Here is a 16,138-nt window from a genome sequence, read left to right on the forward strand (position 1 = left end):
GAAAGGGGATTGTGGCGGTCCGGTCGGACCGCCACAATCTCCCGGTGACGTTCTCTCCCGCAGACGCAGACAAGATCCTCACCGACAACTTCGCCCCCTGGGTGCTCGCCCTCGGACTGACCGTCCAGGAGACCGGCGAGCGGCACGCCGTCCTGCGGCTGCCGTGGTCAGCCGACCTCGCGCGGGACGGCGGCGGCCTCTCCGGGCAGGCCATGATGGCCGCCGCCGACACCGCCACCGTCGTCGCGATCTCCGCCGCGCGCGGCGGGTACGGCCCCATGACCACCGTCCAGCAGTCCACGAGCTTCCAGCGTCCGGTGGTCGGCGCCGACGTGCTGATCCACGTACGGGTCACCAAGCTCGGCAGGCGCATGGCCTTCGCCGACATCACCCTGACGCCCGAGGGCGCCGACGAACCGGCCGCCACCGCCTCCACGGTGTACGCCCTGCTCGGCTGACGTCGCTGCTCGGCGCTCGGCGCGCGTGCGGGCCGCAGGTCTGGGAGCATGGCTCGGGTAGTCGCACCGAGGAGCGGACATGTCCGGACAGTTCGAGGCGAGCATCGAGATCGACCGGCCGGTCGAGCAGGTCTTCGCGTACCTCGCCGACGGACGCAACGACCCCGACTTCAGTCCGCGCGTCCAGCAGATCACCAAGAACCCCGACGGCCCCACCGCGCTCGGCACCGTCTTCCGCAGCACCGTCAAGGACGCCGGGATGAAAACCGCCCGAGAGTTCCGCATCGTCGGCTTCGACCCGCCGCGCCTGATCCGCTGGGCCGAGCAGAGCCGCAACCTGGTCACCGCGGAGGGCGGCTACGACCTCGAACCCCTCCCCGGCGGGCGCACCCGGGTCCGGATCTTCAACGAGCTGGAGGGCCACGGCCTCGGCAAGCTGCTCGTCGGCATCGCGGCGAGCGCGGCACGCAAGGACGCCCCCGACTTCGGGCGCCGTATCAAGGCGGCCGCGGAGGCGTCCCTCACGAGCTGAGCGCGGCCGGGTCAGAACCGCCCGGGAGCCCCGGGGAGGGGCAGCGGCTTCACCGGCGCGGCTCCCCGCTCCCCGGCCGCGGCCGGCGGCGGGTTCTGGCAGGTCACGTCCTGGGCGGGCAGCCTGCCCGTGGCCAGATAGGCGCTGACCGGGGCGTTGGCGCAGGAGGCCGGGTCGAAGAGGTACACGCCGTGGCCCTCACCGCCGGCCGCGAGGACCATCCGCGAGCCCTTCAGCGCGCGGTGCAGGCCCTGGCCGCTGGTGAGCGGGGTCTGCGAGTCCCATTCGTTCTGCACCGTCAGTACGTTCGCCCTCTTGTGCATCGGCGTGGCCGACTCCACCGGCCGGTCCCAGAAGGCGCACGGCTTGATGTTGGACGCGAAGTCCCCGTACAGCGGGTATTTCACCTTGTCCTTCGCCGCGTCCCGCTCGTACTGCTCCGTGTAGCGGGGCCAGTTGCCGGTGTCCCCGCAGACCACGGCCCAGAAGGCGGCCGTGCCGTTGTCCGTGGCGGGCTGCTCGGCCGTCCGGCCGAGCAGTTGCTTCAGCGCCTGCACGTCCGTGCCCGCCGCCTGCGGCCTGCCCTCGGCGGCGGCCTTCAGGGCCGCGACCAGCGGCGTGGCCTGCGCGGGGTAGAAGAACACCGCGCGCGCGGCCCGGATCATGTCCCCGGTGACCTTCGTGCCCTCGAAGTCGACGGGCTCCCGGTCGGCGCGCTCCACCAGAGCCCAGAACGTGGCGGAGACCGCCTTCGGGTCGTCGCCCAGCCCGAACTCGGCCGACCGATCCGCCGCCCACTGCGTCCACCGCGCGAACGCGGGCTCGGCCTCGGTGGCCCACACCTGGATCATCCCGCGCCAGACCCGCTGCGGGTCCACCCCGCTGTCGAGCACGAAGCGGTCGGTGCGCTCCGGGTACATCTGCGAGTACACCGCTCCCAGGTAGGTCCCGTACGAGTAGCCCAGGTACGAGATCCTGCGCTCGCCCAGCACGGCGCGGATGGTGTCCATGTCGCGGGCCGTGTTGCGGGTGGTGATGTGCGCCAGCACCGCACCGGCCTTCTCACGGCACTTGTCGGCGACGGTGCGGGCCCACGCCACGTCGGAGGGGAAGGTCTCCGGGCGGTAGGCCCGGTCGAAGGCCTGCTCGGCGTCGTTCAGCCCGCAGGTGACGGGGCTGCTGGCGCCGACCCCGCGCGGGTCGAAGCCGATCAGGTCGTAGCCGTCCCGCACCTCCTTGGGCATCAGCCCGCCCATCAGCAGCGGCAGGTCGAGGCCCTGGCCGCCGGGGCCGCCGGGGTTCAGCAGCAGGACGCCGTGGCGCTTGGCGGGGTTCTCGCTCTTCATCCGGGATATCGCGATGTCGATGGTGCGGCCGTCGGGCCGCCGGTAGTCGAGCGGGACCTTCAGCGTGGCGCATTCGTACGAGGCCGGCTGTTCGGGGCTGCACCGCTGCCACGCCGGCTTCTGCCGGAGGTGGTCGGCCGCGGGAGCCGCGGCGGCCTGCGTCGTGGTCAACAGGGGCACGGTGGTGGCGATGAGACCGGCGGTGGCGAGCAGCGGTGCGAGGCGTTTCAGGCGCACGGGAGCCGTTCCTTTCGGCGAAGTCGCTTACGATTCCACCTTGTTGCAGGCGACGTCCCGGCCGAATCATCCCGGAGGGCAGTGTCGTGTGCTCCTCACGAATGAGCCGATATCAGGACACTGTCCGACACGCCGCCGCCCCGTGACGCCCGCCCAACTCAGCTTCCTTCAGGGGGAGTCGAGTGGCCGGAGTGCTCGGAGGAGCCGGCGGGCGCTGAGGGCGCCGCGTCCCCCGAGGCGGGCGTGCTCCCCGAAGGGGCGGCGGGCGCGGAGGGGCCGGTGTGCCCGGAAGGGCCCGTGTGCCCGGACGAGGGCCCCTCGTGCGCGGTGCCGGTCTCGACGGCCCCGCCGAGCCGTTCGCGCAGCGCGTTCAGGGCGTCCGCCGACCGGGTGGTGACGACCCAACGGTCGCCCACGAGGTAGACCCCGCCGTACGCCCGGGCCTCGTCCAGCCAGGCGCGCAGTCCCTTCTGGGCGGCGAAGGTGGCCATGCGGTAGGCGCCCTGTCCCGTCTCGCAGCCGCCCTGGCGCAGCTCATCGGCCTCCACGCTCACTTCGGCGGTGCAGCCGATGGCCGACGCGATCTCCTCCAGCGAGGTGCCGGGCGCTGCGGCCTCCGCCTCCGCCTTCGCGGAGGTGGGCGTGGCCGTCTGTCCCGCGCACCCTCCGCCCAGCAGTACGGTGACGCACGCCGCGGCGACGGCCGCGAGGGAAGGGCGGATCCGGGGGGCGGGGCGGTCGGTGGTCGGCATGCGGACCTCACGGGCTGATCGGGGAAAAGGGGTCGTGGTGCCCGGGAGGGGAGGGGCCCGGGCACCACGCGTTTTCGGGGGTGTTGTGCTGTTCGGTTCTGAGCGGCGGCGCGTAAAAGCCCTTGGGGGTGGGCTTCGCGGCCTCAGCCGGTGGTGGTCACCTTCTTGCCCTTGTCGGAGACGGCGAACCAGACGCCCTTGTTGCCCTGGCCGTTGATGTCACCCGGTTCCTTGTCACCGGTGAACGTGTACAGCGGCCAGCAGTCGATCGTCAGCTGTTCGGTTCCGTCGGGCCGCTTGAACGTGCCCACCAATTCGGCGGGAATTCCCTTCACCAATTCCTTGTCGACGGCCTTGGCGGGCTTCCACGTGTTCAGGCAGGCGTCGAGGCAGTTGGTCTTCATGGGCCAGGCGCTGTCCTTGTCGAACCGGTACAGCGTGCGGCCCTGCGCGTCCGTGAGGATGGCGCCGAGCTTCGTGTCCCGGTTGACGCCGATCGGGTCCGCCTGCGCCTTCTCCTGCCCGCCGGCCTCACCCGCGTCGGCCCCGGCACCGCCGCCCGCGCTCGGGTCGGCGCCGGACCCGGCGCCCGCACCGCCGCCGGCCTTGGCGGGCTTGCCGTCGGGCGCCAGGACGTGCCAGGTGCCGCCGACGCCCTCGCCGAGGGTGTCGCCCGGCTTGGTGTCCTTCGCGTAGCGGTACACCGGCCAGCCGGCCAGGGTCAGCTGCTTGGTGCCGTCGGCCCGTTCGACCGAGCCCAGCAGGGTCTTGTCGATGCCCTCGCCGGCCGAGGCGTCGTCCGCGGAGACCGCCGGCCAGACCGCCGCGCAGTCCCCCTCGCAGTTCGACTTCGGGGGCTTGGGCGTGTCCTTGTCGAACCGGTAGAGCGTGAAGCCCGCACTGTCGGTGACCGTCGCCCCCAGCTCCGTGGTGGGCTTCACCTTGAGCTCGCCGGCGGGGCCGCTCTTGATGGTGTCGGCGGCCGGGACGGCGCCGGAGCCGCCGCCGTAACCGTCGTAACCGGACCCCGCCTGTTTGCTGTCGCCCACCGGCTGGACCGAATCCTGCTTTCCCGCGGAATTGTCGCCGCTGCCACATGCGGCGGTCAGCATCAATACCGCGACGGCCGACCCGGCGAATACTCCACGACGCATTTTCTTCACGATCTCTCCTTCAGGTCAGGATTCGCGTTCTCGTGCCCTGGGTAATTTCTACGGGGCCTCTGCCGGAGAATGTCAATCTCCCTGAGAATTTGTCAGATCGCGCCAACATTGAACCCGGGGGAGCTGGTTCAGTCCTGGATGCGCAGCGCGAGCGCCGGGCAGCGGCGCACCGCGCGCTGCGCCTTCTGCCGGAGCTGCGCGGGCACGACCATGGACGCCTGGGACGGGTATCCGTCCGCGTCGAGCCGTACGACGTCCGGGAGGATGTCCACGCACAGCCCGTGGCCCCGGCACAGGGTCCAGTCCACCAGCAGGCGTTCCTCGGGGGTCTCGTCCTTGGGCAGGGGCAGCGCCCCCACCACCCGTCGGCCGCAGCCGCTGCCGAGGGCGTGGTCGCGGAACTCGTCCGGGAACGCGGCGAGCGCCGAGGCGACGAAGGCCGCGGTGCCGTCCGGATGGCTGCAGGCGCCGCGGCGCCGTACCACCTTCATCCGCGCCTCGATGGTCTCCAGGGCGGTTCTGCCCCCGCCCCTGACGGCGTCCTCCACCACATCGGCCAGCGCGGGCAGTCCGCGGAAGCAGGGGCCGCACTGTCCGGCCGTCTCGTCCGCCATCCACCGGGTCACCTTCGCCACCTCGCCGGCCGGGCAGGTGTCCTCCGGCAGCGGCAGCACCGCCCCCGCCCCCAGCACCGCGTCGAAGGCCGCGAGGGACCCCCGGGACAGGTCGGCGATGCGCGCGGACCCCGGATCCAGCCACTTGCCGTGGTAGCCGCCCACCAGTACGCCCTGGCCCGGATCCAGGCCGCACAGCTCCAGTACGTACGCCAGCGAGGTCCCCAGGGGCGCCTCGACGACCGTGGTCCCGGCGATGGTCAACATCACGGTGCCCGGCTCGGACGGCAGGCCGACCGCGCGGTAGTCCAGCGCGCCGAGGCGTGCCGCCACGGCGAGCTGGGCGTAGGTCTCGGTGTTCGAGAACAGGGTGGGCATGCCGGCCAGCCCCCGCTCGCTGGTCCGTATCTTCTGCCCCGAAGGCAGCGTGGGCCCCCCGTTCAGGCCGTTGACCATGGAGGTGCTCTCTCCGGTCACGAACCGTTCGGGCAGGGCCTGCACCCGCACCTGGCGGCCCGCGGGGCCGCGCTCCGCCACGGCCGCGCGCAGCGACTGCTCCACGTCGGGCCGGGTGACGCCGATGACGACGTCCTCGGCGCCGACCGCGGCGGCGGCCAGCAGGGCTCCGTCGAGCACCAGGTGCGGGACGTGCAGCAGCAGCGCCTTGTCCTTGAGGCAACTGGGCTCGCCCTCACTGGCGTTGACGACCACGGCGGTTCCGGTGTCGCGGCCCTCGGCCGCACGCATGACGGCCCGCAGCTTCCGGGCGAAGGGGAATCCGGCCCCACCGCGCCCCCGCAGGTCGATGTTCTCGGCGAGGTCGACCAGCTCGTCCGGTCGGTAGCGCGGCAGTTGGCCGTGTGTCGTCAGATGGGCGACACGGTCGAGCCGGGGGGCCTGGTCGAGGCCGGCCAGCAGTCGGGGAGCGCCCACGCAGCCGAGGCTGGGGCGCGTGAAGCCGCTCACAGCCGCCACTCGCGCGTGGCGAACTGGTCCCCGTCCATGCCCACGGGCGCGCCCATGCCCAGGCCGGCGTCCATGTAGGAGCCGGCCGGGTCGGTCGCGTACACGGCGGTCAGCGCGGGCCGGTCGTCCGTGGGCGGGGCGGCCGGCCCGGTGTACTTCTCCCGCGTGGCGGCCGCCCGCGAGCCGGCCGCCCGGGCGCGGGGCTCGCGCCGCTGCCGGGGGACGGCGGCCACGACGGGCAGCTGCTGGGTGCTCGCCGTGCTGAAGGCCCTGGACGGCGACTCGCTCATCCTGGACTTGAGCCGGAACGCGAGCATGCCGGCGACACCGAGCAGGCACAACGCGTACGCCACCGTGACGTAGAGGTCGGCGGCCCGCCCCGCCTTCAGCCCGTGCACCAGGGAGGCGCCCCAGGCCGGGTAGGCGGCGAAGTGCAGCGCCCGCCACCACAGGGAGCGGCCCTTGGCGGCGAACACGCTGCGCACCGCGCCGGAGACCGCGACCGCGACGAAGAGGTACCCGGCGAGGCTGCCGAGCCCGATCAGCACGGGCTGGTTGAGGTCCGTGAACGGAACCACCGCCGCGGACGCGGTCGTCCGCTGCTCCGCGATCTTGACCCAGATGTGCAGGGCCAGGAAGCCGAGCCCGGACACCGCCAGGCCGCGGTGCACGCCCTGGGCGAGCAGCCGGTGACCCGATTTCAGCACCAGCCGGTCGGTGGAGATCAGTCCCCACAGGACGGTGGAGGTGAGCGAGACGAGCGAGAGCACGCCCGCTCCGAAGTCGAGGAAGTCCCAGAGCTGGGTGAAGGCGCCCGCGCGGGCGGCCACGGTGAGGGAGACGATGGCCGCGCCGACGGCGCAGATGGCGCCCGGACTCATGCGTCCGGGCGTCGGCAGAAGGGAGGGCCGCCGGGCGGCCCTCCGTCCTGCTGCCTGAGCCGATGCCGCGTGTCGGCTTTTACGGCGGGCCCTGTGCGGGCGAGGCATGTGCGGCTGGGGCAAGGGCATCCAGGTCTCCTGTGCGCCTGGGTTCCGAGCACTCCACCTGGCGCTCGGAACCCGGGGGTCGTTGTCGTCTCTACCCGGCCGCGCTGTGAAACTCCGCGCCGGCCGAGGGAACTTGGGGCCGGAGTGCAGCAGCATCGTGGAGCGTCACATCAGCTCCACAGGATTTATCGAAACGTGATAATTTCTCGCAGCGCGTCTACGGCGCATCGAACAACACCGGAAGATTCCCCTCCAGCGGAGGTTGCGACAGGCCACCGCGCCGCCCGCCGCCTACGCGTCCCGGACAGTAAAAACAAAGCAAAGTCCCGGGACGGTGGGTGGTCGGACCTCTCCAGGAGGGAGTACGAGGGCCGCAACTCCCGTGTCAGACAACGATGTTGGCGCGGGGGGCAACCTCGGCGGGCTTGCCGCTCTTCCCCGGGCAAGCCTCACCCCGGCACGAACGAGGAAAACGATGTGCGAACTTCTGAACCGCATCTGGTCCCGCCCCCGAGGCGAGTGGACGCGCGTCTTGCGCAGGGAACTCCCCGCGCTGGCTGCCGAGATAGTGGAGGAGCTTCTGCATGGAATTCCGGAACTTTCCGAACTTATCGATGACAACGATGCCATTGATGCAGAGTTGCTCCGGCAGCGGGTGGAAGAGGCACTCCTCACCACCCTCGGCTACCAGGAGCGAATCCGGGAACAAGCACCGGACGGCTGCCAGGACCAGGCAGAGAACCAGGCTGAAACCGAGGCTGGAACCGAGGCCGAGACCGAGCTCCGCACCGTGGGCCGCGGCAAGGCCCGCAGCAGGGAGGCGACCTACACGGACGAGTGCGAGATCACGCACGAGGGCCGGCGCGAGGACGTCCGCGAGGAGGTCCGACCGGGATCCCGCGAAGACGTCCGCCAACCGGCACTCAAACGCATACGGGTGACCACCCGGGAGGAAACCGAGGAGGACGACGGTGAAGGCATCCGGCCGGGCGAACGGGCCCGCCAGGAGCTGTTCAAGACCCTCACGGACGACCGCGTCGCGGCCGACAGCTCCCTCAGCGAGCTCGCCGAGGCGGCCGGATGGCCCCTCCCGCTGGCCGTACGGGCCATTGTGCCGGCCACGCCCGGCGAGGCGCAGCAGCTGGCGGGCGCCATGGACGACGCCCTTGTCGGAATGTTCGCGGGCCGGCCGTGCCTGCTGGTGCCCAGCGCCGACCCGGACGTCCGCGGACCGCTGGAGCACCTGCTCCGGGGCCGGTTCGCGGCCGTGGGACACGCCGTCCCGATCCGGGACACGGCTTCCTCCCTGCGCTGGGCACTGCGCCTGGCCGGTCTGACCCCCAGCCGGCCGGGCATCGAGGCAAGGCCGGTCTTCGTCGACGACCACCTCTCGACCCTGCTCCTGCTCCAGGACGAACCCCTGGCCCACGCACTGGCCGCCCGCTGGCTGCGGCCCCTCGCGGACCTGACCCCGCGGCAGAGCGAGCGGCTGGAGGTGACCCTGCTCGCCTGGCTCGAGGGCGGCGGGGCGCCCGAGGCCGCCAAGGCCCTCAGTGTGCACCCGCAGACCGTGCGGTACCGCATGCGCCAACTGGAGAAGCTCTTCGGAACCGGCCTGCGTGACCCGCGGACCCGGTTCGAGCTGGAGATGGCGCTACGCAGCCGCCGGCTGATGGCCCAGGTGCGGCGCCAGCACTCACGCGTGACCCGTAGGACGGCCCGCGTCATCCAGGCCGACTTCACCCCCCTCGTCGTCGGCCGCATGGCCCGCGTCAACGGCCTCTGACCCCCTGAACCCCCCCCACCCCTGTGAACCCCTGACCCCTGTGAACCGCTGACCCCCTCTGAGCCACTGAACCCCCTCTGAACACACCCCTGACACCACCCGAACCACCCCGGCCCGGCCCNNGCGGCCACGGGCGCGCTTCTCGGGGCGGGAACGCAAAAGCGGTGTTGGCCCGAAGGGGATTCGGGCCAACACCTGTTCCCGGAGCGGGCGCGGGGTGAGGAAGGGGGGAGCGCCCGCTCCGGGAGCGGAAGGGGGAGAACCGGCCGCGAGCGTCAGCGGCAGTTGCGCCCGTCGTTGATGCAGCTCACGGCCCTGTTCATCAGGCCGTTCGACATCACGTTGATGAAGTCGCCATGGTCGGTCACCGGCTTGTGCAGCTGCTCGGGGAAGCTGTCCACGGCGATGCGGGAGCCGGGCTGCACCCCGTACACGATGCGCTGGACCAGTTGCGGGATGGCGGTGAAGCCCTTCTGGCAGCGGCCGTTGCGGTCCGCGAACGCCACGTGCGTGCGGTGGTTGGCGCTGTCGGTGTTGCGGCCGTCCCAGCAGCTCTGGAACGAGAAGGTGCGCACGACGTCACTGCCCTTGGGGCAGATCGGGTACTTGTCCTTCAGCTGGCGGTCCTCGAAGCCGGTGCAGCTCCAGGAGGCGTTGGCGTTGGCCGTGCCGTTCGTGAGCGCCTTGGCGTCACCCGTGATGATCCGCAGGAAGCGGGGCATGGCCTTGACCTTGCCCTGGGGGCTGCCCTTGAAGGTGATCGTGACCTGCTTGGGCTTCAGGATCGTGCCGACGTTGCCGTCCTGCCCGCCGCCCGGCGCCTGCGCGTCCCGCTCCGCCTTGCCGTCCCGCAGCCGCAGCACGGGCCAGTAGTAGGTGGACTGGTCACCGTTGCCGCAGGTGGTGCCGGCCCTGGCGAGGCTGTCGTTGGTGGAGAAGGCGTCCGTGGAGACGTTGCCCACGTAGTCGTGCATGTGGTGCGCGCCGTTGGACACACCGGGCGCGACGATGACGTTGTCGGGGTTGAAGTGGCCGTTCTCGTTGCGGCCGCAGTTCACGCTGAAGGAGCCCGTGGAGGCGCCGTTCTGCGCCCTGGGCGCGCGGACGTTGGGGCGTACCTTGGTGATGTTGACGAAGTCGTTCTTCGACGGAGCGCCCTTCTTGCCGGCCGCGGAGGACTTCGCGTCCGAGGCCAGCGCAGCCGCTCCGCCCCCGCCGTCCTCCTCGGCCGAGGCCTTCTTCATCTGGCAGGCGCTCATCGAGGCGATCTCCTTCGGCGGGTCGCCCGCCCGGTCGATCGCGTCGGACACACCCTTGATGGTCTGTTCACGCTTCTGCTTGAGCTCGCCGAGGAGCGCGTCACCCTGCGCCTGGCCGGAGGCGAGCCGCCGGTAGGCGTCCGCCACCTGGTCGTCCAGCTTGGCCAGGTTCGCGTCGACCTCGGCCTTGGCCTGCTCGGGCACGGCCGTGAGCTTCTCACCCACGTCGGGGCAGTCGATGGTGGTCGTCAACTGCGCCTTGCGATTGTCGTCCTGGCCCGCGGAGGCGTTGCCGGCGATGACGGCGACGCCGCCGCCGCCCAGCACGAGTGCGGAGACCGCTCCCACGATCTTCGTCGACAATCGGGCGCGCTTGTGGCCCTTTGGACTCATGCGATCACTTCACTTCGTCGGTGGGACATTGTCGGAGAGCCCGTCGAAGTCGACCAGCCCGGTGGCTTCGAGGACCGTGATGTGGTCCAGGACCGTGGCGTTGGCGGACGTGGCGAGGGCTCGCACCATGGAGTTGCGGGTCTGGGCCCGGATCCCGGCCAGCAGGGAGAAGACCTTGCCGTGCGCTCGGCGCAACAGCTGGGCGAACAGCCGCTCGTACTCCTCTCCCTTGGCGCGGTTCAGCTGGCCCAGCCAGTCCTGCTGCTGCGCGGACGGCTGGTTGGGCAGGTCGATGCCGAGGGCCTGGCCGACCTGGATGGCCTGCCGGTCCAGTTCGGTGTGGCCGTCGACGAGGTGGTCGCCGGCCGTGCGGATCGCCGGCCGCGTCCCGCGCTGCTGGGCCTGCCGTCCGGCGGGCAGCTCCCACAGCCCGGCGAGGCGGACCTTGCGGACGAAGTCGCGGTCCGCGGCGGTCAGCGGCCCGAATGCCGTGCTCACCGTTCCCAGGCCGTCGTCGTCGGCCGGCGCCGGGGCCGCCACGGTGGCGGCCGTGGCCCGGCCGCCGTCGAACTTGTCCACGGGGACCAGCAGGGCGATCAGGGTGAGGGCGAGCGCGGTGATGACGACGCCGCTCGCGATCGAGTACCGGGTGGCCGTCGACCAGCCTCGCGTGTTTCTCCGCCGCAATGACAGCAATGTGCCTCCTTGCTCCGTGGGGCCGGGAGGTGGCGGGGCAGGGAGGTCCCGCAAGCGTCGTGCGGTGCAACACCCGCATTCCCGGGGGTGTCACGGGACGGTAGTGCCCGGTGTGACGCCCCCGCCGGAGGACATCACCATCGGATAAACACTCCGGCGATTCCTGGAAAGGCTGATATCTTGCCGCGTTGCCCCACCCTCCAGGGGGCTCCGCCGCGGAATCCGGAAGGTGACCAGGCCGCCGCCGGCCCGCAACCGCCTGCCGCGCTCCTGCCACGCCAGGTCCGCACCGGCCCGTACGGTCGCTGTACCGGCTCGGCGAGACGGCTCGGCCGCCAGAATTCCGGACGGCCGGCAGGCGCGGTCCGCTCCGGCCCTGACGGCCGGTCGGCAGCCGTGGCCGCGCACGGTGACCAGGCCGATCGGGTCCACCGTGAGCCGCTCGGGCCCCGACCCGCCGCCTAGCGGATGCGCAGCCCGCGCCCGGCGGAACACCGCCCTGCGGACCTCGCACACCCCGGAGTCCGACAGCTCCTCGGTGACCACGGGGCGCGCGGGGGCGCCGGTCCACGGGTCGATCAGCAGGGGCCGCGCCGCACCGGCCGCAGTCGCCCGCCGGCGCTCGGGCAGCGCGTCGACGACCTTGCGCAGGGCCGAAGCGAGCGCCGGGCCGAGGCCGAACGCCTGCGCTCCGCGCCGCGATCCGGCGACCGGCGGCGCGAGCGCCTCGTCGTGGTTCAGCCCGACAGCTCGGTACGGAAACCAGGCAGCGGCGTGGGACCCGGATCCGGGATCAGGCGGGCGACGCCGCGAGCACCGCCTTCCGCGGCCCCCTCGGGGCCCGATCGCCCGGTGCGGCCGGGGCCTGCGGCTCCGGCGCCGGGGCGTGGGTGTCCGTCAGGAGCGCCACGAGGGAGGTGCGGGCCCGGGCCACGCGGGAGCGGACCGTGCCGATCGGGCAGCCGATGGCCTCGGCCGCCTCGGCGTAGGGGAGCCCCAGCAACTGCGTGAGGACGAAGGCCTCCCGGCGCTCCGAGGGGATCGCGGCCAGCAGTTCCGCCAGCGCGACGCCGTCCTCGAAGCCCGGCACGCCGTACGGCTGGGCCTGTTCGGCGGCCGTCTGCCAGTCGCAGCGCTCCGACAGTCTCGGCCGGGCGGCGGCGTGGCGCAGGCTGTCCACGACGGTGCGCCGGGCTATGGACAGCAGCCAGGTACGCGCGGAGGAGCGGCCCTCGAACCGGTGCAGGCTCGCCAGCGCCCGCAGGAACACGTCCTGGGTGAGGTCCTCGGCGGCCTGGGTGTCGGCGCTCAGGTAGGCGACGTAGCGCCAGACATCGCGGTGGAGGGCGCGGACGAAGCGGTCCGTCTTCGCGCGGTCGCCGTCACGGGCGGCGAGGGCCAGCCGGGTCACCGCCGCGTCGGAGGCCTCGGTGTGCCGGGCGGCACGGCCGCCGGCGGTACAGGACTGGGTGGTCGTCAGGGCAGGAGTCATCGCCGAAGGTCCTTATGTGCAAGGGGGAGTCCGGTGCCGCGCCGGAGGCGGGGACCGGTGAGGGGCACGGCCCGCCGGAGGGCAGGGCCGAGGGCCCGAGGCGCGGCGTCCACGGGACATCCGCGGTGCACGGAGTGCGTGACGGGCGGCATGTGCGTCCCGTGCGTCCCGTGCGTGCGAGGTGCGCGCGCGAGAGCGGTCGGACACGGATGCCGCTGCGGCTCGGGTGACCGGCTGTCAGAGGACAGCGGTCGCCGTCGGCGGACCCCTGGAGGTGATGGCGTGGACGAGGAACAACTGCCGCGGTGCGCGCGTCCTGCGCGGCCGGCGCACCCGCGGTCGCGGCCGGTGCGCGGCCGTGACCGGTCGAAGGAGCAGGCGCAGCGGAGCCCGCAGCCGGGCGGCCACGGCGCGCACCACGCGGAAGAGGGCGCGTTCGCCGTGGGCGAGCCACAGACCGCACAGCACGGCGGCCAGCAGGTGGGCGATCAGCATCCCGGCCGGTGACATGGACGCCATCGGCAGGGCCGAGGCCTCGTGCCCGCCTCCCGCGCCGTGCATGGCCGCCGCCGCGGAGGCGGCATCCGCCGCCGGGTGGACGGCGTGATGCGCGTGAACGGCCGCTTCCCCCCCGGCGGTTCCGGTCGGCGGGGCCGACAGGGCCGGCTCGGCAGGAGGCCGGGCCAGGGACTGGGCCAGGGAGAACCCGCAGTGGAGCACCGCCTGCACGGCGACGGCGGCCCCCGTGACGGCGAGGATCCCGCGCTCACGGTCCGCGAGGGACCAGGCCGTTCCCGCGGCCGCCGCGAACCCGACGGACAACGCCCACCAGGGCACCGCGGCACCCGACATGAGCAGGTGCCCCACGGCCGCGAGCAGCACACAGAGGGCTGCGAACATCGCAGCCCGCAGGGCGCGTAAACAGCGGACCGGCTCCATGGCGGGGCTCATCCTCGCACCGGCCTCCCGAGCCGCACATCAGGGTGCGCACTTCCGGACAAGTTTCCGCGGCCCCACCATGTCACGGTCGGACCGCCTCCCTCGTGTGGTGCAGGGCACAGCGGAAGGGCGGGAACCGATCCGCCACTCCACCCGACTGCCTACCCGGTCGGTCGAGCAGTTCAACGTCCCGGGAAGGGAGATTTCGTGGCGTCGGAGGGAACGGCGACGGCATCGCCGACGGAGAAGGACGGCGGAGCGGGACGGCAGCTGACGGCTCTCCTCACCTGCGCCATGGCGTTCTCGATGCTGCAACTGTTCCTGCTCGGGGCGCTCGGTCCGCGGCTCGTGACGGAACTGCACCTCTCACCCGCCCTGTTGGGCCTGACCACCACGATCGGTTTCGCAGCCGCCGCCGCCCTGTCCCCGGCGGGCGGGCGGATCGTGGACCGGATCGGCCCCCGGCGCTCGCTCGTCCTCCTGCTGCTGCTGTCCGCCGCGGCACTCGCCCTGATCGGAGCCGCCCCCGGCGCCGGCCTGCTGCTGGGCGCCGTCGCACTGGGCGGCGTACCGCAGGCCCTCGCCAACCCGGCCACCAACAAGGCCGTGCTGCGCGCCGTACCGCCCGCCCGGCGGGGCGCCGTCACCGGCCTCAAGCAGTCCGGCGTACAGGTGGGAGCCTTCGCGGCCGGAGCGCCGCTGGCGGCCCTCGCGAGCGGGATCGGCTGGCGGGGCGCGGTCTGGACGGGCGCCGCGGCGGCCCTGCTCACCGGGCTGTGGGCGCTGCGGGTCCTGCCCGCGGACCCGCCGCCCCCGCCGGCCGGGCCCCGTACGCAGCCGGCCCCGCGCGCGATGGTGGCCTGGCTGGCGGTGTACTCGCTGTTCCTCGGGGCGGGAATCGCCTCCGTGAACACCTACCTCGCCCTCTTCGGCGCGCAGCGACTGGGCATGGGGCCCACGACGGCGGCCGCCCTGGTCGCCGTACTGGGAGTGGCCGGGATCGCAGGCCGGGTGGCCTGGGCCCGGGCGGCCCGTCCCGGACGCGCCGAATGGCTCCCGGGCGGGCTGGCGTGCGGCGCGCTCGGCGCGGCCGCCCTGCTGGCCGCCGCTCTCGCGGCGGGCCCCCTGGTGTGGCTCGGCGCGGTCGCCGCCGGGTTGTTCGCCGTCTCCGCCAACGCCGTCTCGATGGTGCTGGTCCTCCAGCGGGCCGCCCCCGGCCGGGCCGGACAGGATTCCGCTCTGGTCGCGGCCGGGTTCTTCGCCGGATTCGCGCTCGGCCCGCCGCTGTTCGGCCTGCTCGCGCAGAGCGGGCGGTACGGGCCGGGCTGGCTGCTGGTGGCGGCGGAGTTCGCGGCGGCCGCGGCCGTCGCGTTCCTCTGGGCGGTACGGGACCGGCGCGCGGGCGCGGCGTGAGCGCCGCGACCGGCCGGGCCCTGGCAGCGGTCATGGGACGGGTGGCGGTGACCGCCGCCGAGGTCGGCCCGCGCTTCCCGCTGTACGCCGACCCGGCCGACGGGCGGTGGACCACGACCGGCCGCGGTTCGTGGGCCGGGGGATTCTGGGCCGGGCTGCTCTGGCTGCGGGCGCGGTACACCGGAGCCGAGTCCGACCGGCGGGCCGCCGCCGCGTGCACGGCCCGCCTCGAGGCGTGGGCCGGGGCCGACACCGCCACCCGCGGCCTCATCTTCTGGTACGGGACCGCCGCGGCCGGCGACGACGCCGAAGCCGCCGCGCTCCGCGCCCGGGCGGCCCGCGCCTGCCTGTCGGCCTGCGACCCGGAACTGGGCATCCTGCCCTGGGGCGACGCCCTGGGCGGGCCCCGGCTCCTCGCCCGCGTGGACGCCGTACCGGGCACCGTGCCGCTCCTCGCGGGCGCCGGACCGGACGGGGCGGCCGCGGCGGCCGCCCACCTCCACCGGCACCTGGACCTCTGCCTGGGCCGGCCCGGCACCGGGACGCCGTGGTTCCGGCCCGCCCTGGGCTTCGAGCCGGCCACCGGCCGGTGGCAGCCCTGCGCGGATCCGCCGCCCGGCTGGAGCCGGGGACAGGCCTGGCTGCTCCTCGCGGTCGCCGACGCCATGCTCCGACCGGCGGCCGGGGCCGACGGGCCCGCCCGCCTCGCCGAAGCGGCCACCCTGCTGCTCACGCGCGGTGAGGTGCTGACCGGACCGCCGGTCCCGCCCGCCGACACCGCCCACCCCGGCGGCCCGGCCGACACCTCCGCCGCCGCGATCACAGCGGTCGCCCTGCTGAAACTGGCCCGGACGCAGGGCCCCCGCGCGGAGCAGTACGCGCTCCGGGCCGAGGAGATCCTCGACCGCCTCACCCGTTCCCACCTCACCGGCGACGACGGCGCCCGCCCACCGGGAATGCTGCTGGACGGCTGCTACGACGCGGCGAAGGTACTGGCGGTCCGCCACGAGCTCGTCTGGGGCGACTTCTTCCTGGCCCTCGCCCTGTCCGCCCTGCACGGCGTCACCGACATCACCCGCGTCTGAGCGCGGTCCGAGAACCGT

At 73.3% G+C, this 16,138-nt stretch carries 14 protein-coding genes; 5 read left to right on the plus strand and 9 right to left on the minus strand.

From position 1 onward, the window contains the following. Positions 1-44 precede the first annotated feature (44 nt). Positions 45-458 (plus strand): PaaI family thioesterase, encoded by a 414-nt coding sequence (locus AVW11_RS02040; RefSeq protein ID WP_030839937.1) that lies wholly within the window; start codon positions 45-47, stop codon positions 456-458. A gap of 79 nt (positions 459-537) precedes the next feature. Beyond that, a complete protein-coding gene (locus AVW11_RS02045) occupies positions 538-990 on the plus strand; it encodes an SRPBCC family protein (protein WP_030839939.1) in 453 nt (150 codons plus the stop codon). 11 nt (positions 991-1,001) lie between these two features. Here the strand turns inward: AVW11_RS02045 and AVW11_RS02050 are convergent, their stop codons facing one another. The 5 genes from AVW11_RS02050 to AVW11_RS02070 all read right to left on the minus strand — a co-directional run bounded on the left by AVW11_RS02050 (position 1,002) and on the right by AVW11_RS02070 (position 6,949). After that, on the minus strand, positions 1,002-2,573 hold the full coding sequence (locus tag AVW11_RS02050; RefSeq protein ID WP_076043028.1) for an alpha/beta fold hydrolase: 1,572 nt from the start codon (positions 2,571-2,573) through the stop codon (positions 1,002-1,004). Between the two features lie 158 nt (positions 2,574-2,731). Then, complete coding sequence (locus AVW11_RS02055) at positions 2,732-3,325, minus strand: hypothetical protein (protein ID WP_076043029.1); 594 nt, start codon at positions 3,323-3,325, stop codon at positions 2,732-2,734. A gap of 143 nt (positions 3,326-3,468) precedes the next feature. Continuing rightward, complete coding sequence (locus AVW11_RS02060; RefSeq protein ID WP_030839946.1) at positions 3,469-4,479, minus strand: SCO0930 family lipoprotein; 1,011 nt, start codon at positions 4,477-4,479, stop codon at positions 3,469-3,471. 137 nt (positions 4,480-4,616) lie between these two features. Further along, positions 4,617-6,035 (minus strand): NADH-quinone oxidoreductase subunit NuoF family protein, encoded by a 1,419-nt coding sequence (locus AVW11_RS02065; protein ID WP_225884999.1) that lies wholly within the window; start codon positions 6,033-6,035, stop codon positions 4,617-4,619. Positions 6,036-6,064: 29 nt separating this feature from the next. Then, a complete protein-coding gene (locus AVW11_RS02070) occupies positions 6,065-6,949 on the minus strand; it encodes a hypothetical protein (protein ID WP_063834900.1) in 885 nt (294 codons plus the stop codon). Positions 6,950-7,712: 763 nt separating this feature from the next. On the opposite strand from AVW11_RS02070, the gene AVW11_RS02075 reads away from it, so the two are divergent. Continuing rightward, positions 7,713-8,843: a PucR family transcriptional regulator gene (locus tag AVW11_RS02075; RefSeq protein WP_324616159.1), complete on the plus strand. Its 1,131-nt coding sequence runs from the start codon at positions 7,713-7,715 to the stop codon at positions 8,841-8,843. A gap of 275 nt (positions 8,844-9,118) precedes the next feature. Here AVW11_RS02075 and AVW11_RS02080 read toward each other — a convergent pair whose 3' ends face one another. From AVW11_RS02080 to AVW11_RS02095, 4 genes are all read right to left on the minus strand, one after another. Next, positions 9,119-10,495, minus strand: a complete 1,377-nt coding sequence (locus AVW11_RS02080) for a DUF1996 domain-containing protein (protein ID WP_030839953.1) — start codon at positions 10,493-10,495, stop codon at positions 9,119-9,121. Between the two features lie 9 nt (positions 10,496-10,504). Next, on the minus strand, positions 10,505-11,182 hold the full coding sequence (locus tag AVW11_RS02085) for a DUF4142 domain-containing protein (protein WP_225885000.1): 678 nt from the start codon (positions 11,180-11,182) through the stop codon (positions 10,505-10,507). Positions 11,183-11,984: 802 nt separating this feature from the next. Beyond that, positions 11,985-12,683: a sigma-70 family RNA polymerase sigma factor gene (locus AVW11_RS02090; RefSeq protein ID WP_076043030.1), complete on the minus strand. Its 699-nt coding sequence runs from the start codon at positions 12,681-12,683 to the stop codon at positions 11,985-11,987. A 237-nt stretch (positions 12,684-12,920) separates the two neighbouring features. Beyond that, positions 12,921-13,634 (minus strand): hypothetical protein, encoded by a 714-nt coding sequence (locus AVW11_RS02095; protein ID WP_240528113.1) that lies wholly within the window; start codon positions 13,632-13,634, stop codon positions 12,921-12,923. Positions 13,635-13,829: 195 nt separating this feature from the next. Here AVW11_RS02095 and AVW11_RS02100 point away from each other — a divergent pair, with 195 nt between their 5' ends. Together AVW11_RS02100 and AVW11_RS02105 are read left to right on the plus strand one after the other, a co-directional pair. Further along, a complete protein-coding gene (locus tag AVW11_RS02100; RefSeq protein ID WP_076043032.1) occupies positions 13,830-15,035 on the plus strand; it encodes an MFS transporter in 1,206 nt (401 codons plus the stop codon). Then, positions 15,032-16,120, plus strand: a complete 1,089-nt coding sequence (locus AVW11_RS02105; protein WP_079250469.1) for a sugar ABC transporter permease — start codon at positions 15,032-15,034, stop codon at positions 16,118-16,120. Before AVW11_RS02100 ends, AVW11_RS02105 begins: the two co-directional genes overlap by 4 nt. The last annotated feature ends 18 nt before the right edge of the window (positions 16,121-16,138 follow it).

The organism is Streptomyces amritsarensis, assembly GCF_001953875.1.
Lineage (GTDB): Bacteria > Actinomycetota > Actinomycetes > Streptomycetales > Streptomycetaceae > Streptomyces > Streptomyces amritsarensis.